Annotated in this window: 21 protein-coding genes; 9 read left to right on the top strand and 12 right to left on the bottom strand. The window is 62.6% G+C overall.

Annotated features, from left to right (window positions below; all coding sequences use genetic code 11):
- Positions 1-6 precede the first annotated feature (6 nt).
- The 8 genes from GRI58_RS15765 to crcB are packed head-to-tail and all read right to left on the bottom strand — an operon-like array spanning position 7 to position 6805.
- Positions 7-1086 carry a methyl-accepting chemotaxis protein gene (locus GRI58_RS15765; protein ID WP_272916319.1) on the bottom strand — a complete coding sequence of 360 codons (1080 nt, stop codon included), beginning with the start codon at positions 1084-1086 and terminating at the stop codon, positions 7-9.
- Between the two features lie 60 nt (positions 1087-1146).
- Positions 1147-3048 (bottom strand): hypothetical protein, encoded by a 1902-nt coding sequence (locus GRI58_RS01995; RefSeq protein WP_160751867.1) that lies wholly within the window; start codon positions 3046-3048, stop codon positions 1147-1149.
- 31 nt (positions 3049-3079) lie between these two features.
- The gene (locus GRI58_RS01990; protein ID WP_160751866.1) at positions 3080-3775 is read right to left on the bottom strand and encodes an ATP12 family chaperone protein; all 696 of its coding nucleotides are present in this window, start codon (positions 3773-3775) and stop codon (positions 3080-3082) included.
- The gene (locus tag GRI58_RS01985) at positions 3772-3984 is read right to left on the bottom strand and encodes a hypothetical protein (protein WP_160751865.1); all 213 of its coding nucleotides are present in this window, start codon (positions 3982-3984) and stop codon (positions 3772-3774) included. Before GRI58_RS01985 ends, GRI58_RS01990 begins: the two co-directional genes overlap by 4 nt.
- The gene (locus GRI58_RS01980; protein WP_160751864.1) at positions 3977-4636 is read right to left on the bottom strand and encodes an HAD-IA family hydrolase; all 660 of its coding nucleotides are present in this window, start codon (positions 4634-4636) and stop codon (positions 3977-3979) included. Before GRI58_RS01980 ends, GRI58_RS01985 begins: the two co-directional genes overlap by 8 nt.
- Positions 4633-5232: an FMN-binding negative transcriptional regulator gene (locus tag GRI58_RS01975; protein WP_160751863.1), complete on the bottom strand. Its 600-nt coding sequence runs from the start codon at positions 5230-5232 to the stop codon at positions 4633-4635. The genes GRI58_RS01980 and GRI58_RS01975 overlap by 4 nt, the downstream gene beginning before the upstream one ends.
- Complete coding sequence (locus GRI58_RS01970) at positions 5232-6401, bottom strand: RluA family pseudouridine synthase (RefSeq protein WP_160751862.1); 1170 nt, start codon at positions 6399-6401, stop codon at positions 5232-5234. Before GRI58_RS01970 ends, GRI58_RS01975 begins: the two co-directional genes overlap by 1 nt.
- Positions 6398-6805, bottom strand: coding sequence for a fluoride efflux transporter CrcB (crcB, locus tag GRI58_RS01965; RefSeq protein ID WP_160751861.1), 408 nt, complete (start codon positions 6803-6805; stop codon positions 6398-6400). The genes GRI58_RS01970 and crcB overlap by 4 nt, the downstream gene beginning before the upstream one ends.
- A 198-nt stretch (positions 6806-7003) precedes the next feature.
- Here crcB and rpsU point away from each other — a divergent pair, with 198 nt between their 5' ends.
- The 9 genes from rpsU to GRI58_RS01920 all read left to right on the top strand — a co-directional run bounded on the left by rpsU (position 7004) and on the right by GRI58_RS01920 (position 14315).
- Complete coding sequence (gene rpsU, locus GRI58_RS01960; protein WP_160751860.1) at positions 7004-7210, top strand: 30S ribosomal protein S21; 207 nt, start codon at positions 7004-7006, stop codon at positions 7208-7210.
- A gap of 127 nt (positions 7211-7337) precedes the next feature.
- Complete coding sequence (locus tag GRI58_RS01955) at positions 7338-7904, top strand: FKBP-type peptidyl-prolyl cis-trans isomerase (RefSeq protein WP_160751859.1); 567 nt, start codon at positions 7338-7340, stop codon at positions 7902-7904.
- Between the two features lie 165 nt (positions 7905-8069).
- Positions 8070-9869 (top strand): DUF4153 domain-containing protein, encoded by a 1800-nt coding sequence (locus tag GRI58_RS01950; protein WP_160751858.1) that lies wholly within the window; start codon positions 8070-8072, stop codon positions 9867-9869.
- Positions 9870-9879: 10 nt separating this feature from the next.
- Complete coding sequence (gene gatC, locus GRI58_RS01945) at positions 9880-10182, top strand: Asp-tRNA(Asn)/Glu-tRNA(Gln) amidotransferase subunit GatC (protein WP_160751857.1); 303 nt, start codon at positions 9880-9882, stop codon at positions 10180-10182.
- Complete coding sequence (gene gatA / locus GRI58_RS01940) at positions 10182-11663, top strand: Asp-tRNA(Asn)/Glu-tRNA(Gln) amidotransferase subunit GatA (RefSeq protein WP_160751856.1); 1482 nt, start codon at positions 10182-10184, stop codon at positions 11661-11663. The genes gatC and gatA overlap by 1 nt, the downstream gene beginning before the upstream one ends.
- A gap of 142 nt (positions 11664-11805) precedes the next feature.
- The gene (locus GRI58_RS01935) at positions 11806-11946 is read left to right on the top strand and encodes a hypothetical protein (protein WP_160751855.1); all 141 of its coding nucleotides are present in this window, start codon (positions 11806-11808) and stop codon (positions 11944-11946) included.
- Positions 11939-13435 (top strand): Asp-tRNA(Asn)/Glu-tRNA(Gln) amidotransferase subunit GatB, encoded by a 1497-nt coding sequence (gene gatB, locus GRI58_RS01930; RefSeq protein ID WP_160751854.1) that lies wholly within the window; start codon positions 11939-11941, stop codon positions 13433-13435. Before GRI58_RS01935 ends, gatB begins: the two co-directional genes overlap by 8 nt.
- Positions 13435-13845: a GFA family protein gene (locus GRI58_RS01925; RefSeq protein ID WP_237452013.1), complete on the top strand. Its 411-nt coding sequence runs from the start codon at positions 13435-13437 to the stop codon at positions 13843-13845. The genes gatB and GRI58_RS01925 overlap by 1 nt, the downstream gene beginning before the upstream one ends.
- Positions 13846-13853: 8 nt before the next feature.
- The gene (locus tag GRI58_RS01920; protein ID WP_160751853.1) at positions 13854-14315 is read left to right on the top strand and encodes a tRNA (cytidine(34)-2'-O)-methyltransferase; all 462 of its coding nucleotides are present in this window, start codon (positions 13854-13856) and stop codon (positions 14313-14315) included.
- A 12-nt stretch (positions 14316-14327) separates the two neighbouring features.
- On the opposite strand, the gene GRI58_RS01915 is transcribed toward GRI58_RS01920, so the two are convergent.
- The 4 genes from GRI58_RS01915 to GRI58_RS01900 form a co-directional block, all read right to left on the bottom strand.
- Entirely contained in the window at positions 14328-15056 is a 729-nt protein-coding gene (locus GRI58_RS01915; RefSeq protein ID WP_237452012.1) for a hypothetical protein, read from the bottom strand.
- Positions 15053-15841 (bottom strand): hypothetical protein, encoded by a 789-nt coding sequence (locus tag GRI58_RS01910; RefSeq protein WP_160751852.1) that lies wholly within the window; start codon positions 15839-15841, stop codon positions 15053-15055. Before GRI58_RS01910 ends, GRI58_RS01915 begins: the two co-directional genes overlap by 4 nt.
- A gap of 197 nt (positions 15842-16038) precedes the next feature.
- Entirely contained in the window at positions 16039-16341 is a 303-nt protein-coding gene (locus GRI58_RS01905; protein WP_160751851.1) for a hypothetical protein, read from the bottom strand.
- A 34-nt stretch (positions 16342-16375) separates the two neighbouring features.
- A complete protein-coding gene (locus GRI58_RS01900) occupies positions 16376-19261 on the bottom strand; it encodes a M16 family metallopeptidase (protein ID WP_160751850.1) in 2886 nt (961 codons plus the stop codon).
- Positions 19262-19320 lie beyond the last annotated feature (59 nt).

The following is a 19320-nucleotide window of genomic DNA, read 5'->3' as shown; positions in this document are numbered from 1 at the left end:
TACGTGTCAGGCGGCCCTGACGCTATCGGGTTCAACTTCGTCCTGCACATTCGCGCGGCCACGACGGTTCAGCATGGCAGTTGCCTGATCGGTCGATCGCCGCGTGGCATCGGCCAGTGTCTTGACCTCATTGGCGACCACTGCGAACCCGCGACCATGTTCGCCCGCCCGTGCAGCCTCGATCGCAGCATTGATGGCCAGCATCTTGGTCTGTGCCGTGATATTGGCGATGATCTTCACCACATGATCGATTTCGGCCATGGATTGTTCGAGTTCGTTGCGACGCGCGGACATTTCGTCGCGCAGAGCCTCGCTGTCCCTTAAGCGGATTTGCGCCTGACGCTCGAGATCGATCTCGCGGCTGATATCATTGGCGAACTTGATAACCCGTGTCGGTCGGCCATCGAGGTCCAGAATCGGGCTGTAGGTTGCCTGGATCCACACATCGCGGCCCTTGCTGTCAACCCGGCAATAGCGCCTCTGATCGCATTCCCCGCGGCCCAGCCGGTCCCAAAACTGCTGGTATTCGATCGAGGCGGCATAGGAGGGCTTGGCCAGAATACGGTGATGACGACCGATCAATTCCGACCGACGATACCCGAAAAGGCTTATAAACGCGTCGTTCACTTCGAGGATATGGCCCTCCAGACTGAACTGGATGATTGCGTGCGACCGGTTCATCTCTTGCGAAATGGCTTCGAAATTGGCTTCTCGCAATCTTTCGGCGGTGATGTCCGTGGCAACTTTCAGGACGCTGGTCGGGTGACCGTGTTCATCGAGAATGGGATTGTAAGTTGCGCGCAGCACTGCCGGATTGCCGTTCTTGCCGTATCGCTGATAAGTGCCATCATGCGATCGGCCGAGCGCGAGCTTGTCCCAGAACTCGCGATATTGCGGCGTCTTGCTATAGGCGATGTCGCAAAACATCCGGTGGCCGCGGCCTTCGATTTCCGCCAATTGATAGCCGGTGGCTTCGAGAAACAGCTCGTTGGCCCACGGCACGTTTCCTGCAAGATCGAATTCAGCCAGCAAATGCGTACGATTCAGTGCGTTGAGCGCCGCCTGGTATTTGCTCGAGCCGTCCATCGTAACCCCTTCCATCCGTATGGCTATCGGGGATTAATGGCTAATTATACGCAAATACCCCTAGGTGCCTGCGCGTTTTGGGGTTCTGTCTTCCAGCCACAGCGGGCAATTATCGGTCGCTCCATGATCCATCCGCAGCATCCACCAGCCTGCGAAATAGGTCGGATCATAGACGCTTTCGCAAACCGCTCCGCAGCGCGAGGTGGATTCGAACACGCGCATGGCACGTGACCTCCCAGGGGCATCTGCCACGGTGGTGAAGCCGTTGAAGATCACCACGTGTCCGTTGCGCAACAGGATGTCGCCGGGTTTCAGATCGGCGAAGTTCTGGACTGGCTCCGGGCAGCCCTGATCCGGGCCGAGCGGAACGGCATAGGCATGGCCATCCTTTCCGCGCAGCACGTTGGCGCGCACCATCCGCCCGGTCGAACGGATTTTCACGTCATAGACCATCGCGATCAGCGCCGAACAATCGATCCCCAGCGGATAATGGGTGTCCTCACCATGCCACTCCATCCCTTCGCCGATATGTCCGATCGGATCGGGCGTGGCGGTTTTCCGGTCGCTTCCATAATTGGCGGCCAGTCGCTTTGCGAAAGTATCGGCGAGGTCCACACCGCCGATTGAGTAGGGCACGGACTGGATCCATGTGCCCGGGCGAACCCCGACAAGGTCGCGCGGTTGCACCCATAGCGCGCCGCCGTGGGGATGAGCGTCGTCGCCGACCGGATAGGTGAATTGCGGTCCGGTGCCGAGCGCACCGTCTTCGTTCGCAGCGACCGTGCATTTGTCCCGCCCATCACACGGGTGCGCCTGCCCGTCCTCTGGAAATTGCCAGCGGAACGCGATCTGCTGCTGCAGCGTCTTGCGCACCTGCCCGAAAGAGGCAGGTCGGTTGTCGCGCGCGGCGAGGTTTGCATCCTCATTGGCATCGTGGCCCGGTGCAGGATCGTTGCGGTCGGCAAGCGGCTCGGGCCGGTTGGCGCTTGGGACCAGTTCGATCTCGGCGCCAGAAGATGACGCGAATTTGGCGAGGTCATAACGTCGCAACTCAAACTGGCCGCGCCCCTCGTCGGGCATGTTCGCGGCGGCGATCCAGATCGCATCGCCATGGGGACCGGTGCCACCCGAAATGAATTCGAGCCCCGGCTTTTCGAGCTTTGTCGGCTTGGGAATTACGTGGTCGGGCAGCAGGGGCGGGACATGGGCGGTAATGATTTGCACCACCGATTGCGGAGGGCCCCCGGCAGCATCGAAAACGCCGACATATTGCCGCACCATCAGGCGTCCGGCTTCGGGTGGCAACCCGTTCGCCGAGGCGGCAGGCGGCTCACCGCCCACTTCGCTCCACCATAGCAGGCTGCGGCCATGCGACAGCGAACCGGCATAGCGGACGGCATAAACCTGCGAACCTGCTTTGCCCTGCGGCGCTATCCACGCCCGCGTGCCGCTGGGGAGCGGGTAGGACGCGCTGTCCGACCTGTCATCGCTTGCGCGAATACGCGGTGGTGTGTCCGTCCGACGAACCGCGCCGATGTCGAACCGGCATGGTCCGACGATGGGCATATCCCGAACTTGGGCCGGGGTAATTGTCATCGCGCTACGTTCGCGCAAATTATATCCGCCCTTGCCATCGGGGCCGTAGGGTTCGGCAATCAGCCGCACTCCCGCCTTCGTGCGGACCACGCGACCCGGCGCGAATGTGCGCGGGAACAGGCAGATCGCGGGCCGACTGTGGATGTCGTCGGCGAGATAGCGACGGATTTGCAGGTTCCATGGATCGACCACCAGAACGTATTTGCCCATTGTGATGACCTGGCTCGGCCCTGCGCCATCGGCGACATCGCGGATGATGGCCGAGTCGGCGGGCGTGAGTGCGGAGACCGGCTCCGCATGGGACGCTGCGGCACAGCCCAGGATGGCGGCAAGGGTCAGCAGAAGGCGTGGCAGGTGAGAAAGCATCGGCGGCAACCTAGATCGTCGCGCGATCGGTTCAACCCTGAGCGGCGCGTGCGAAGGCAAGCGCTGCGGCGAAGCTGTGGCGGCGAAATTCGCAGCGATCTTCGGCTTCTGCGTCGCTGCCCCATTGTTCGGCCTGCCAGTCTTCCTCAAGATTGGCGGCATCCCATAACGTCTGGCTATCGGCATCCGGTTCCAGCGCCGACAGCCCGATGGTCAGCGATGCGGCGAGGCTGGTAAGAGTGTTCAGCGCAGCGAGAGTAAACGCGTCGAGCTGTTCGAGCCGGGCGCGCAACCTGTCCAACACATCTGCGCCTTGCGGTTTGTGCATCACTCCGCTGACCCTCTGGAAGCGCACGCCTTCGCGCGTTTCTATGGCCTCCAGCAACGGGTCCCAAACGGCGCATTGCCTGTGCCACAGCGCATCCTCCGGATCGGCGCGATAGCATAGCGTATCCGTTTCAGCGTAGCGCAGGAGCGTGGTAATGGCGGCGTCGCGGTCCGGTTCCACTACATCAAGCGCATAGTCGGCTATGTCGCGGTAGATGAAGCTTGCCGGGACGAGGTCTTCGCCCTGCGCCGCCCATTCGGCGCGCAGCAGCTCGGCCAGCGCGGTGTTGGGCACAATCTGCCGCTTCCCGCCTTGCGTCTTGACTCCGCGCCCGTCGAGGTGGACCTGCCATTCGCCCTCGACCGGCTGCACGGTGGCGTCCTTGTAAAAGCGCTTCATTCCTTCGGGCTGCGCCAGCGCCGCGCCAGCATTAGCGGCAGGAAGAAGAATTCCACCGCGCCGCAGATGAACAATGCTATTGCCAGCTCGTGCGGGCCTGGAATGGCCCCCCCCAACATGGCTGCGCCAATCACCACCATCGCCATCCCGCCGAGGCGAGCGAGCTGCATGATAGCATAGCGCCCGGCGGCGGGATCGCGCTCAGCCATGGATCAGCGCTTCCAGTTCTTCCGGTGTCTGGGCCACGGCTTCGGCTCCGGCCTCGATCAGCTCGTCCGGGTCATGATAGCCCCAGGCGACTCCGATGGCGCGGACATCGGCGGCGCGCGCCATGTCGATGTCGAAGATCGTGTCGCCAATCATCACCGCCTCGCTGGCTTGAGCCGCGCCTTCGAACAACGCGGCATTCAGCATGGCAGGATGCGGTTTCGACGGATGGCGGTCGGCGGTCTGGAGCGTCACGAATTTGTCGATAATACCATGCGCGGTCAGGCAGGCGATCAGCCCGCGATCGCTCTTGCCCGTCGCGACGCCGAGAGCGGTGCCGCGCAGTGCCAACCGGTCGAGCAACGCGCTGATCCCGTGATAAAGCGGTTCATGCAGGCGATCCTCATAGCGCGCGCTGCGATAGTGTTCCTTGTACGCCTCGACCGCGTGGTTGCGCTGTATATCGCTGGCTTGAGGTGCAAGCTGGCGTAATGCTTGCGGGAGGCTCAGCCCGACGATCCGGCGGATCTGATTGCGGTCGGGGCAGGGCAGGTCGGCGGCGGTGAACGCCAGCTCCATGCAATCGCAGATCGCCGCCTGTCCATCGACCAGCGTGCCGTCGCAATCGAACACCGCGAGCCGTACGGCGCTCATGTTACGAGGCTCCGCATCAGCGCGGCAAGCGCTGGCGAGCCCGCGCTCTCAAGGCCGGTCATGATCGTCTCGCGCTCTTCGGGACTGCGCTTTTGCGATAGCTTGACCGTCGGACGCCATGCCAGCACTTCCAGCTCGAAGCCGACGATCCCGGCGAGCTGGCTGCGCCAGAGCTTTTCGCTCGCGTCCTCGGCTTGCCATGGTTCGCCCGCGATCCGCCCCTCGTGGCGCAGGATCAAGGCGTGGAGCAGCGCTTCCAGCCCATCGGTGTCCATCCGCCGCACCCGGCCTTCCAGTTCCAGCGTGACGTAATCCCAGGTCGGGACCGTGTCGCGATTGGCGTACCAGCGCGGACTCACATAGCCGTCGGGCCCGTTGATCGTGACCAGCGTATTCGCCCCGTCGAGGTGCTTTGTCAGCGCATTCCCTCGAGCGAGATGGAATTGCACTGCACCATCTTCGGTCGAGAGCAGCGGCGTGTGTGCGACACGCGGGCCGTCCGGGGTAGTCAGGAACACCATGCCGAAACCGATCTCGTCGATCAGCGTCTCGAACAGTGCGCGATCTTCGGAACGGAACAGCGGATTGGGGTGCATCAGCGCTTGCCCCGTGGCTTGTTGGGGGCCGGTTTGCCTTTGGGAGCGGGCTTCTTGCCCTTGGTGGTGCTGGCCGAAGTCGCCCGCGTGCGCCGCTCGCCCCGGCGCGCCTTGCGATATTGTTTGGCGTGCTGGCGTGCGGCCTGCTTTTTCTCCGCGCGGCTGCGCTCGGGCGGCGAATCGCGCAGTGGCTCGGCTTCGGACTGTCCGGTGTCGAAACCCAATTGCTCCATGCTGGCGGCGAAATGCTCAGGGAGGGGTGCCGTCGCATCGATGGTGTCGCCGCCCGGCGCATCGATGATGAGACGGCGCGCGTGAAGGTGCATCTTGCGGCTGATCGTGCCGGTGAGAAACGCGTCCTGACCGCCATATTTGCCATCGCCGACGATCGGATTTCCCATCGCCGCGCAGTGGACGCGCAACTGGTGGGTGCGGCCGGTCAGAGGTTCGAGTTCCAGCCAGGCGGCTTTCTTGCCGACCTTGTCGACCACGCGATAGCGCGTCTTGGCAGGCTGTCCGCCTTCATGATCGACGTGCATCTTCTCGCCGCCCGTGCCCGGCTGCTTGGCGAGCGGCGCATCGATGGTGCCTTCGGAAACTTCGGGCACGCCAACGACCAGCGCCCAATAGATTTTCTTCGCGCTCCGTCCCGAGAAACGCTTGGAGAAGAACGCTGCACTACCGGGCGTGCGCGCGATCAGCAGTACGCCGGAGGTATCCTTGTCGAGCCGGTGGACGAGGCGTGGGCGCGGCTGGTCATCGCCTTCGACGAAGGCGTCGAGCAGCCCGTCGACGTGGCGGGTGGTCTTGGTGCCGCCCTGCGTCGCGAGGCCGGGGGGCTTGTTGAGCACCAGTGCAGATTTGCTGCTGGCGATCACTATCGCCTCGGCCAGTTCGCGTTCCTCGGCGGTCAGTTCGCGGCGCTGTTGAGCTGGTTTTCCGGTCTGCTCGCCGCCAGGCGGAACACGGATGTGCTGGCCGGTGGCCAGGCGATCTTCGGGCCGCGCGCGCTTACCATCGACCCGCACCTCCCCGGTGCGCGCCCAGCGGCTGATCGTGCCGAAGCCGATTTGCGGCAAGTGGCGCTTGAACCATCGGTCCAGCCGCACCCCGTCATCGTCGGCCTGGACGGTGAACTGGCGGACGTCGCGGGCGGCGTTATCGCTCATGCAGTAAGGCGCATTGCGATCAGGCCGATGTAAAGGCCGCTAAGGCCTGCCAGCACCGACACCGCGCCATAGGTCAGCGCGGTCGAAGCCTGTCCGCGTTCGATCAACAGCATCAGCTCGAGGCTGAAGCTGGAGAAGGTGGTGAAGCCGCCCAGCATTCCGACGCCGATCAACAGCCGCCACGGCTCCTGATGGGTGCCATGGCGTGCCAGCCATCCCGCCAGCAAACCCATGGCGAAACTGCCGAGCACATTGGCCGCCAGCGTCGCCCAGGGAAAGGCGGTGATCATATTGGGGCCAAGCCAGTGCGTCATCAGTCGGCCAAGCTGGTAACGCAAAACGGCGCCGGTTCCGCCGCCGGCGAAAACCAGCGCGGAGGCGTTGAGGGGTGAGGGCATAGGCATAGTGTCAGCGCCCTTAGCGCGCAGGCGAGGAACTGGAAACCCGCCAAACGGCTTGCAAATTGCCCTGCTCATGGCTATGCGCGCCGGGTTCGTGACCGTTTGTGGAACGCAAGCGGCTCGTTTTTCGTTGAATTATAAAGGCATCGACTCGCAAGCCCGCGGGTTGCCAACCGATTTAAGCGAGGTTTTGGAAAGTTTATGCAGATCATCGTTCGCGATAACAACGTCGACCAGGCACTCCGCGCACTCAAGAAGAAGCTGCAGCGCGAAGGTGTGTATCGCGAAATGAAGCTGCGCCGCCATTATGAAAAGCCGAGCGAGAAGCGCGCCCGTGAAAAGGCTGCTGCCGTTCGTCGCGCTCGCAAGCTCGAGCGTAAGCGGATGGAGCGTGACGGGACCAAGTGATCCCGCCCGCAAGCTGTAAAACGCGGCTTGCCTCTCAATCCAAGCTAAGCCATCAGGGCGCGGAATCATTTCCGCGCCCTTTTGCTTGGGCGCTTGCCCCGCGAATCATTCCAGTCAGGACAATTCGATGACCGAAGTCACCCGCGTACCGCTCCAGCCCATTGCCAAGGGATCGCTAACCAAGCTGTGGCTTGGCGTGATCATTGCGATCCTGATCGGTGCGGGAGTCGCATGGGCGGCGGCGCCGCATGTGCAGACCCTCGATGGCGGGACCACGGTGGAAACACTCAAGCAAGGTGAAGGGCCAAGCCCCACCAAGGCCGATATCGCGCTGGTCAATTACAAGGGCACGCTGACCGACGGCAAGGTGTTCGACCAGTCGCAGAACGCGCCCTTGCAGGTCGATGGCGTCGTTCCCGGATTCTCCGAGGCGCTTCAGGTGATGCAGAAGGGCGGCAAGTATCGCGTCCGCATTCCTGCCGCGCAGGCTTACGGTGCGGATGAGAAGACCAATCCGCAGACCGGCGAAGTGGTGATTCCCGCCAACAGCGATCTCGTGTTCGAGGTCGAACTGGTCGACTTCCGCAGCCAGCAGGAAATCATGCGCATGATGCAGCAGCAGCAGATGATGCAGCAGATGCAGCAGGGCGGTGCCGGCGGGCCGGGCGGTCCGAACCCTTCCGCACCGCAATAAATCGCTATCTGCGTTTGGCGCTTCTGCAAAAGCAGGAGCCCAGCGCTGTTCGCACGGTGCCTGATACATTGCGCTCCTGCTTCGGCAGGAGCGCGTTGATAATGGTCGGTTTATCGCTCGCTTGCCCGAATTCGCGCTGCTAATACGCGAGCGGGGAGGGCGACAATGACCGGGGCTACAATCGACAATCGTTCACAGTGGCCGCTGCGGCCATGGCTTCTTGGCATAGCGCTGGGGCTCACGGGACTGCTGATCTGGCTGGTCGGGAATGGGCAGGGCATGGAGCGGCTCGACCCATGGCGGGCGGCTGTGATCGGCTTTCTGTTCTTCGGTTCGATTGCCGCCGTGCTTTCGGTCGAGCGGATCAACTGGCCGGAACCGCTGGTATTTGCAGGAATTGCCGGACTGGTGATGGCCGGGCTGGCATGGCGCGCGGCAATGGGCGGTGACGCTTACGCCGATCCGCAATATGGCTTTTTCGCAGGCGTTGTCGCCACACTGTTGGCCCTGCCGCTCTTCCAGGCGGGCTTCCATCGGACGCGCTTTGGTGCGCCTTATCCCGCCATTCACGAAGCGGCCTGGACCGACGCACTGGCGCTGGCAGGGGCACTGGCCTTCACCGGTGCAGCGTGGCTGGTCATCGCGCTGCTTGCCGCGCTGTTCCACCTGCTCAAGCTGGACTTCCTGCGCGACCTGATGAAGCAGGACTGGTTCGGCTGGACTTGGTCGGGCGCCGCTTTCGGCGCGGCGCTGGGCGTGTTGCGAAACGAGACCGCAATCCTGGCGACACTCCAGCGGGTGGCCATGGTGGTTCTCTCGATCCTCGCCGTGCCGCTCGCAGCCGGGCTCGCACTGTTCCTCGTCGCGATGGTCGTGTCCGGGCCGGCGGTCTTGTGGCAGGCGACGCGCAGCGCCACGCCGGTGCTGCTGCTGTGCGCGGCGGGTGCGTGGCTGCTCGCCAACGCCATCATCCGCGATTCGGACGAGGCCGCCAGTGCCAGCCCGATTCTGCGGGTCGCTGCGATGGTATTGGCGTTGACCGTCCTGCCGTTGACCGTTTTCGCGGCGGTTTCCATGGGCACGCGGGTCGCTCAGCATGGCCTCAGCCCCGAGCGGATATGGGGCCTCGTCGCGATTGCGGCGGCCTGTGCCTATGGATTCGCATGGCTGGTGGCGATCTTGCGCGGGTGGAAGGGCGGTGCGTGGCACGCGAGATTGCGGCAGGCGAATCTCCATCTCACCTTGCTGGTCTGCGCCCTCGCACTGATCCTCGCGCTGCCCATTTTCGACTTCGGTGCGGTCAGCACTCGCAACCAGCTCGCGCGGCTGGAAAGCGGTAGGGTGACGCCAGCTCAATTCGACTATGCCGCGCTGCGCTGGGACTTCGGCCCAGCAGGCAAGCGCGCGCTGGCTGATCTAGCGAAATCGAAGAATGTGCTGATCGCCGGAGAGGCGAAGCGCACGCTGGCGATGAAGAGCCGGTATCCCTTTGACGATCAGAAATTTGCTGGCAGGACACAGGTCTGGCCGCAAGGTGCCACCGCGCCCGCCACCCTGCTCGCGGCGATCAGGGACGCGAGCCTGTGCACGGGCGATTCGCTATGCCGGATTTATTTGCAGCCCGATCGGGCGGCAGCGGTGGTCTTCAACGATTCCTGCGCGCGGCCCGGATGGACTGCGCAGGATGCCGCCGATCCGGCGGTCAAATGCTCGATCGCGCCTAATGTGTTGCGCCTTGCGGACGGGAAATGGGGCGCTACGGGTGAAACTGTCGAACCTTCGATGACACAGGACGAGGAACGCCGGTCGCTGGCCCGCGAGCGCGCCGCGCTCGATGCCGGCAGCGTCCGGATCGCGCCCGCGTCGCTGATGCAGGTTTACATCGGCGACGAGCCCGTGGGCCAACCGTTCGACCCGGCAAAAACCGTGAAGCCGCCGCTTGAAGGGCGGGCGACACGCCGCTAACGCGCATGTCATGTCCGTTACACGTGAAGAAGTGGCCAAGATTGCCTCGCTTGCGCGCATCGCCATGGACGATGCCGCGCTCGAGCGCATGGTGCCCGAACTCAATGGGATCCTGAACTGGGTCGAACAGCTTGGCGAGGTCGACGTGACCGGGGTCGAGCCGATGACCGCGGTGATCCCCAACCAGCTGCGCCTGCGTGACGACGTGGTCGATGCCATCCCCGAAACCGCGGGCGGTCGGCGCGACGACGTGCTCGCCAATGCGCCTGCTGCCGAGCATGGCTTTTTCGGCGTGCCCAAGGTGATCGAATAATGAGTGAGTTCACACAACTCGGCGTGAAGGCGATCCGCGACGGTGTCGCCGCTGGTGATTTTACTGCCCGCGAAGTGGCCGAGGCATTCAACGCAGCCGTGGCGGACGCCGCCGCGCTCAACGCCTTTATCGTCACGACCCCCGACCACGCACTCGCGTCCGCCGATGCGGTCGATGCGAAGCGCGCGAAGGGCGAGAATCTGGGTATCATGGGCGGCGTGCCCATCGGCATGAAGGATCTGTTCGCCACCAAGGGCGTGCAGACCACCGCCGCGAGCCACATTCTCGAAGGGTTCAAGCCCGAGTACGAAAGCACCGTTTCGCAGAATTTGTGGAATGCCGGTGCCGGGATGCTGGGCAAGCTCAACCTCGACCAGTTCGCGATGGGTTCGTCGAACGAGACCAGCTACTTCGGCAACGTCAATTCGCCCTGGCGCAAGGCGGGCAGCAATGCCGCGATGAGCCCGGGTGGCTCCTCCGGCGGCTCATCCTCCGCGGTCGCTGCAAGGATCGCGCCTGCCGCCACCGGCACCGACACTGGCGGTTCGATCCGCCAGCCTGCCGCCTTTGCCGGGATCACCGGGATCAAACCGACCTATGGCCGCTGTTCCCGCTGGGGTGTGGTCGCCTTCGCCTCCAGCCTTGACCAGGCAGGGCCGATGGCGCGCAGCGTCGAAGATTGCGCGATCATGCTCGAAGCGATGGCCGGCTTCGATCCCAAGGACGCGACCAGCCTGAAGATGGACGTCCCCGCGTGGGAGAAGGGCCTCAACGCAGACCTCAAGGGCGAGAAAATCGGCATCCCGCGCGAATATCGCATGGACGGGACCGATGCCGAGATTCTCGACTGCTGGGAGCGCGGCAAGCAATGGCTGCGCGATGCCGGTGCCGAGATCGTCGACATCAGCCTGCCGCATACCAAATACGCGCTGCCCGCCTATTACATCATTGCGCCCGCCGAAGCCTCGAGCAATCTCGCGCGCTATGACGGGGTGCGTTACGGCCTGCGCGACCTGCCCGAGGGCGCTGGTTTGCAGGACATGTATGCCGCCACCCGCGCCGCCGGTTTCGGCGACGAGGTGAAGCGCCGCGTGCTGATCGGCACCTATGTGCTCTCGGCGGGCTTTTACGACGCCTATTACACGCAGGCCCAGAAGGTGCGTGCGCTGGTGGCGCGTGATTTCGAGCAGGCTTGGACTCAGTGCGACGCGATCCTAGCGCCGACTACGCCCACCGCTAGCTTCCCGCTCGGCAGTCTGAGCGACGATCCGTTGACGATGTATCTGAACGATGTCTTCGCCGTGCCCGCAAGCCTTGCCGGGCTCCCGGCGATGAGTGTGCCCGCGATGCTTAATTCTGATGGGTTGCCGCTGGGCCTTCAACTAATCGGCAAGCCTTTCGACGAGCAAGGCGTCCTAAATGCAGGACTGGCGATCCAGCAGCGTGCCGAGTTTGAGGCGCAGCCGGAGAGATGGTGGTAATGGATTTGATCGCATCCCTTGCGGGAGTGATAATGTCGTCCTCGGCACTCCTGATGATTTACCTTGGTATGCGGTGGCAACGTAAGGCTCGTCAGCGCAGTGAGGATAAAAAGGCGCTGAAACAGTTGATGGGTACCTTCGAATGAGCATGGCGGCTCTCAACCTGATGGCAGCGGTCGGTGTACTGGCCGTTTTTCTGCTGGTGCGTTTCCTCGCCAAGCGTATCGACCATGGCGAAGCGCGCTTTGACTCCGAGACCGGAAAGCGAATTGACGATGAGTAACTACCGCATTCAGGGCGCAACGGGCGAATGGGAGGTCGTAATCGGCCTTGAGGTCCATGCGCAGGTGACCTCCAACGCGAAGCTGTTTTCAGGCGCTTCGACAGCGTTCGGGGCTGAGCCCAACAGCCAAGTATCACTGGTCGATGCGGCGATGCCCGGAATGCTGCCGGTGCCAAATCGCGAGTGCATCCGTCAGGCGGTGCGTACCGGCATGGCGATCGAGGCGCAGATCAATGCGTGGAGCCGGTTCGACCGCAAGAATTACTTCTACGCCGATCTGCCGCAGGGCTATCAGATCAGCCAGCTCTATCACCCGCTGGTGGGTGAGGGTTCTTTGACTATCGGAGCCGATGAGAAGGCTGGTCTTCCGAACGACAAGGTGATCGGCATCGAGCGAATCCATGTCGAGCAGGACGCGGGCAAGCTGATGCACGATCAGCATCCGACGATGAGCTATGTCGATCTCAATCGCTGCGGCGTTGCACTGATGGAGATCGTCTCCATGCCCGATATGCGCTCGCCAGCCGAAGCTGGGGCCTATGTCCGCAAGCTGCGCTCGATCCTGCGCTATGTCGGCTCGTGCGACGGGAATATGGAAGAAGGCTCGATGCGCGCCGACGTCAACGTCTCGGTGCGAAAGCCGGGCGATGAATTCGGCACGCGAACGGAAACTAAGAACGTCAACTCGGTACGCTTCGTGATGCAGGTCATCGAATACGAGGCCAACCGCCAGGTCGATCTGATCGAGAGCGGGGGAGCGGTAGTGCAGGAAACCCGCCTGTTCGATCCCAATACCGGCACCACGCGGACCATGCGCAGCAAGGAAGACGCGCATGATTACCGCTATTTTCCCGATCCCGACCTGCTGCCGCTGGAGCTGGACGAGGCGTTCCTGAACGAATGCCGGGCCTCGCTGCCCGAACTGCCCGACGCCAAGCGCGCGCGCTACACCGGCGAACTGGGTCTCAGCGAATATAATGCGCGCGAGCTGACCGCCGAGGTTGAGACCTTCGCGCGCTTTGAAACGCTGCTGGCGACCACCGCAAAGGCGCTGGGCAAGCCGGCAAGCGATGTGGCAACGCAGGTCGCGAACTGGTCGCTCTCGGTCGCGCCGGGCGTGATGAACGCGGTAGATGACGAGGGTAATCCCGCGCACGCCACCGCCGAAGCGCAGGCAGCCATCCTGAAAATGCAGGCCGCGGGTGAGATCAGCGGCGGGCAGGCCAAGGAAATCTACGAAATCGTGCTCAAGACCGGGCGCAACCCGGAAGAGATCGCCGAAGCCGAAGGGCTGAAGCAAGTCAGCGACACCGGCGCGATCGAAGCCGCGATCGACCAGATCATCGCCGCCAACAGCGACAAGGTCGCCGAATATCGCGGCGGCAAGGACAAGCTGTTCGGCTTCTTTGTCGGCCAGACGATGAAGGCGATGCAGGGCAAGGCCAATCCGGCGGTAGTCAACCAGCTGCTGAAGAACAAGCTCGGCTGATGACGCTCCAATGCCTCTGCGGTGCGGTCGAGGTCACAATTGCCCAAAAGCCCGAGTTTGTGAATGCATGCAATTGCGACATGTGCCGCAAGTCGGGCGCGCGCTGGGGTTATTTCGATCCGTCACAGGTCACAATCACCGGGCCGGGCAAGAGCTATCGCCGCGGTGACAAGCCCGTGCCGAGTTCCGAAATCCATTTCTGCACGACTTGCGGCGCAACAACCCACTTCCTCCTGACCGAAGCAAGCGTTGCTAAGTTCGGCGACACAATGATGGGCGTCAACATGGCGCTGGCCAGCGAAAACGAGCTCGCCGGGATCGAATTGCGCTATCCCGATGGCAAGAGCTGGTCCGGCGAAGGGACTTTCGGATACTACCGGGAAAATCGGGTTCTCGGCACCGAAGGCTGAGACTAATCATGACCTCCATCGTCCTCGTCAATCCGGAAATTCCCGGCAACACCGGTGCTGTGGGGCGCACCTGTGTCGCGCTCGACATGGAGCTGCTGCTGATCCACCCGCTCGGCTTCGATATTTCGGACAAGCGGGTGAAACGCTCGGGTCTCGATTACTGGCAGCACATCCGCCTGGCCGAATTTGCGAGCTGGGATGCATTTATCGAAGAGCGAGCACCGCGCGAAAACCAGCTTTATTTGTTCGAGGAGTTCGCAAACCGCAGCTTTTACGAGCCCGATTACCCGTGCGATGCCTATCTAGTCTTCGGACAGGAAACCAAGGGGTTGCCCAAAGCCGTGCTGGCGACACACGAACGGCATCTCGTCTGCCTGCCGATGCTGTCGGACAAGGTGCGCTCGCTCAATCTGGCCAACACCGTGGCGGCAGCGGCGTATCAGGCGATGCGCGACCATTTACCGCGCTAGGTATTCAGCTCGCTAGCCGCCTTCGACCAGCGCGTCGGGCACCACATAAGTTTCAGGACCGAAGTGGATTGTGACCTCGTCTCCCTTGCGGATGCCGGTAAATGTCCAGCCCGCAGAACTGTCCGCCTGTGAACTGTCCGCATTGAGTGGTTTGCCGTCGCGGAAGAACAGTGCGCGCTTTCGTCCATCGGGCTTGGTCACCACCACCATGGCAGTGCCGTCGATACCCCAATTGCGTTTTACGCCCGCTGGGCAGGATTCTGTCGGCTTGGCCCGGTCCATTCCGCATTTCAGTGTCGTGGTGGCATTGAAATCGGTACCCGGCACCAGCACGTCATGCGAATTGTGAGGTATGTCCGCCTCCGCCATGGGGATCGACAGGATCGTGACGCCTTGCACGGTATCGACGATTTTGCCGCCAAGCGGCTTGGCATCTTCCGCCTTGGCACAGCCTACCAGCACCGCGTCATCGTCAAGCCAATTTGATGTTGCGCTCGACTCTCCCAGCCTCCGACAAGGATCGCCGGATTCGGGATATCCCTCACCGAAAGGTGCCAGTGTGCCGGGAATACCGCCGTTACGTGCCAATGTCTGCGCAGCGTGGGCGGAATGGTCCATTTGGGCCATCGAATCCGGTGCTGCCTGGCTATGCGCAGCAGGGTCCGAAGAGTTCGAACACGCCACCAGGCACAGGCCCGGCACAATCATGGCAAGTAGCTTTACGGTTGCGGTTGAGTTCATGAACGGCACCTTGGATGTCGGGATATATCACGCAGGTCGTAGAACCTGCCATCCGCGATCGTCACCTGCAAGCATTGGCGCGACTGAGGGCGGTACTGGATCGAATAGCGGGTGTTGCCAGAGGTAAAATTATCCACCTGACGGAAGCCGCGTCGACCCAGCTCGTCCATTCCGCCCGCCGCCCGTGCGCCGCGCAGGTCGTTGAATTGCGCGGTCCGGACATAGCCGCCGTATTGCTGGTGATGGCTGAGATTGGCGCGCCTCTGGTCGACTCCGGCGGTGTAGCCCGAGGAATAGGCGTCATGGCGGTCGTAATTGTGATAGGGCGCATTGTGCAGCCCGTCGGTATAGCCGCGCTCATACTGGTTTTCGGCTTCGCGGTCGGTCAGGTGCCGGTTGTTATCGTGATGATTGGATTTGTGCGCTAGCAGCGCCCCCAGGATAGCGGCGCCCGCCACTACACCGACGACAGCCGCGGTATTGTCCTTCTTGTGTCCACAATCCTGCGCGCTGGCATCGTTTATGGTTTGGACGCGACCATCATAGACTTCGACCTGTACGCAATCCTTGTCGCGGTCGTTCCACCAGTAGCTGTAGACATATCCCATCGAATTCTTGTTGGTCGAGACATGGGCAAAGCCGCGTGATTGCAAGCTGCTCTCGGCATCGCGACCGTGCAGGCCGTTGATGTCGGTCAACTGCGACGCCTTCATTGCAGCGAGCGGTGATGCAGCCATGGAAACGCTGGCGAGCATTGCGGCGAACGATACGAATGATCTGTGCATGACGGGTCCCCCAATCGAGTGAGTTCTCGGTAGCGTCTGGTTCTGTCAACGCGAGTCGACCCGTTGAGTACATGTGAGCACCAATCGGCGGTGCAAGCAAGCGCCCGGATGATAAACAGAATTTTGTGCAGGCGCGAAAATAGGGCGCCGGAATTGCCTCCGACGCCCCTTGTTCGTTGCTGAAAAGATGGTCTGGTTCAGCTGGCCCGTTCGCCGGTCAGCGGCATGTCGCCGAATGCGCCCGCGTTGACCTTGCCGGTCAGCTGGTCGCCGTTGACGGTGGCCTCGCAATTGAGCGTCATGGGCATCGGCACGGTCATGTCCATCGCCCAGGTCAGCTTGTCGCCGTCGATCTTGCCGTCCTTGACGTCCATCGAGCCCATTCCGCCGGCCATCGAGCCGGTGAAGCTGTCGCCATCGCCGGGAACGACGGTGAAAGTGCCCTTCTGGTCACCCATCGGGCTCTTGACGACGGTGTTATAGGTTCCGGCTACGGACATAATCAGCTCTCCTCTTAGATGTGAACGATCCAGTTCAATCGCTCTGTGGCTCGCGAACTTCTACGGGTAAACCCACTGCGTCAAGCTGCGGTTCCACGGTCTTGGCATCGCCGACCACCACGAACACCAGATCATCGCCTCTCAGCGCGGCTTTGGCAGCTTCGTCCAGTTCGGTTGCGCCCAGCGTGCCGTAACGTTTGGCCAGCGTCTGATAGAAATCGTCGGGCCGGTTGTGCTCGACGATGTTGACGATCCCGCCGAGCACCGCGCGGCTGGTTTCAAACCGGCCAGGCAGTTCGCGGACATTGCCGTTGACGATGCGGGTCAGCTCTTCCGACGTCACGCCTTCACCGCCCTGGGTATAGGCGTCGAGATCCTGACGCAGTGCCTGGATCGATGCACCGGTCTTGTCCGCCTGTACGGGCGCGTAGATCATGAAGCTGGCGCGATCGAGCGGATCGGCCACGATACTGCGCACGCCATAGGACCAGCCCTTGGTTTCGCGCAGATCCATGTTGATGCGGCTGAGGAAGTCCCCGCCGAACACCTGGTTGGCACTGTCGAGCACCACCAGATCGTCTGTGCCCTTCTGATTGAGCACACGGCCCGCGAGGATCACCGACTGCGGCTTGCCCGGGCTGTCGATCAGGATGATGCGGCTTTTCTGCGGCTCGATCTTGGCGGAGAAGTTCTTCACCGGCTTGGGTGTTGCGGGGGCCTGCCAGTCGCCGAAGCTCTTGGCCAGCATCGCCTTGACCTGCTCCAGCGTGGTGTCGCCGACGACATAAACGCTGGCGTTGTCGGGGCGCAGCCACTCATCATGAAATACCTTGAGATCGGCCGGGGTCGCGGCCTTGACGACAGACGCGTTGCCGGTCCCGCTTGGCGGGATGCCATAGGGGTGGTCGCCGTAGATTGCCGGAAACAGCGTGCGTTGTGCCATGGCGCCGGGCGAATTCATCTCGTTCTTGATCCGCGTGAGCTGTTGCACACGCACCCGATCGAGGTCTTTCTCGCGGAAAGCGGGATGGCGGATGTAATCGGCAAGCAGCGCCAGCGACGGCGCGAGATTGGGCGCCATCGTGCTCATGCCGAAGCTGGTGGTGTCGACATTGGCAGTGCCGCCAATGTTCGCGCCCAGCCGTTCCTGCGCAATCGCGAGTTGCTGCGCGTCGAGGTCGCTGGTGCCCTGGTCCATCGTGCTCAGCATCAGCGACTGGATGCCCAGCTTGTCGCGCGGATCGGCGGCATAGCCCGCATCGAAGCTGACGCGGACGTTGACTGTGGGCACGGCGTCGCGCCGCGCGAAATAGATCTTCATCCCGTTCGGCAGGGTGGCGCGTTCTATCTTGGGAAAGTCGAGCGGTTTGAGCGTGCCGAGATCGGGCATTTTCGAACGGTCGGGCGTGGTTGCCGCGGTTGCCGCTGCCGCCGCACCCATCGCCGCCACCGGATCGGCGGGGTTGAGATAATAGGCCGGATGCGCGCCCTCGATACCCGGTGCGGTGTAATAGCCGCCGCGCTGCTCGCCGCCTTCCTTGCGATCGCCCGGTGCTACGATCAGCGAGAATGCTGGGCGTGTCAGCCATTTATCGGCCGCCGCCTTGACCTGGGCAGGTGTCAGCTTGGCCGCCTTCTCCAGCTCGCTCTTGTAGCCATCGGGTGAACCCATGAACAGCAGGCTTTGCGCAAGCTGCGGGGCCTTGCCGCCGAAGCCGCCAACCTGCTCCAGCCCGCCGATGCGTCCGGCAGCATAGCGCGTGACGGCGCGTTGCAGTTCGTCCTCAGTCGGACCTTGGGCCAGGAATTGCGCGATCTGGGCGTCGAGCGCCTTGCCCAGTTCTTCCGTGCTGACGCCGGGCTTGGCATCGGCATAGATCACGAACTGGCCTGCCTGCCCGAAAGTGTCCTGGCTGGTCGACACGCGCACCGCGATCTGCTGTCCGCGCACCAACTCGTTGTCGAGCCGCGAGCTGGCCAGTCCGCCGAGCACCGATCCGGCCAGTTGCAGCGGGAGATAATCGGGTTTGTCGTAACCCGGCGTTGCCCACATGCGATAGACGCGTTCGGTCGCGACCTTGTCATAAATGGTCTTGGTCTTTGGCGCGTCGAGTGTCGGGACCGGCGCTGCCACCGGCTGCACCTTGGGCCCGGCGGGAATATCGCCGAACCATTTGGTCACCTTCTGCCTGGCGGTGGCAAGGTCGATGTCGCCCGCCAGCACCAGGATCGCGTTGTTGGGGCCATAGTGATCCTTGAACCACCCGCGCACATCGTCGAGGCTGGCGCTGTCGAGATCGGCCATCGAGCCGATCGTCGAGTGGTGATAGGGATGCCCTGACGGATAGAGGTTTTCGAGCTGCTCGTATTCCACGAGGCCATAAGGCTGGTTGTCGCCCTGACGCTTCTCGTTCTGGACGACGCTGCGTTGGTTATCGAGCTTCTCTTGCGTCACCGCGCCAAGCAGATGACCCATGCGGTCGCTTTCGAGGAACAGCGCGCGGTCGAGCGCGGCGGTGGGCACGGTTTCGAAATAGTTGGTGCGGTCGAACCATGTGGTACCGTTGAAATCGGTCGCGCCGACCTGTTGCAGTGGTTCGAAGAAATCGCCCGGCGAGTTCTCCGACCCGTTGAACATCAGGTGTTCGAACAGATGCGCAAAGCCGGTCTTGCCCTTGGGTTCGTTCTTGGAGCCGACCTTGTACCACACCGATACCGCGACCACGGGCGCCTTGCGATCCTCGTTCACCAATACGGTGAGGCCGTTGGGCAGAGTGAATTGCTGGTATGGAATGTTGACCGCGTTCACCAGCTCGGCAGGTGTGGCGACCGGTGCGTAGTCCTTGTCGGCGGCAATAGCAGATGTGGCAGTGGCACAGGCGATCGCCAGAAGGCTGCCCGCAAGCATATGTCGAACCATGAAAATCCCCCTCGGATTTATTAATGATTGCTCATTTAGATGTCGCACGGTGCCATGTC

The organism is Qipengyuania algicida, from assembly GCF_009828025.1.
Lineage (GTDB): Bacteria > Pseudomonadota > Alphaproteobacteria > Sphingomonadales > Sphingomonadaceae > Qipengyuania > Qipengyuania algicida.
Note: the sequence above shows the minus strand (reverse complement) of the source record. Positions and strands in the feature narration are given on the sequence as shown.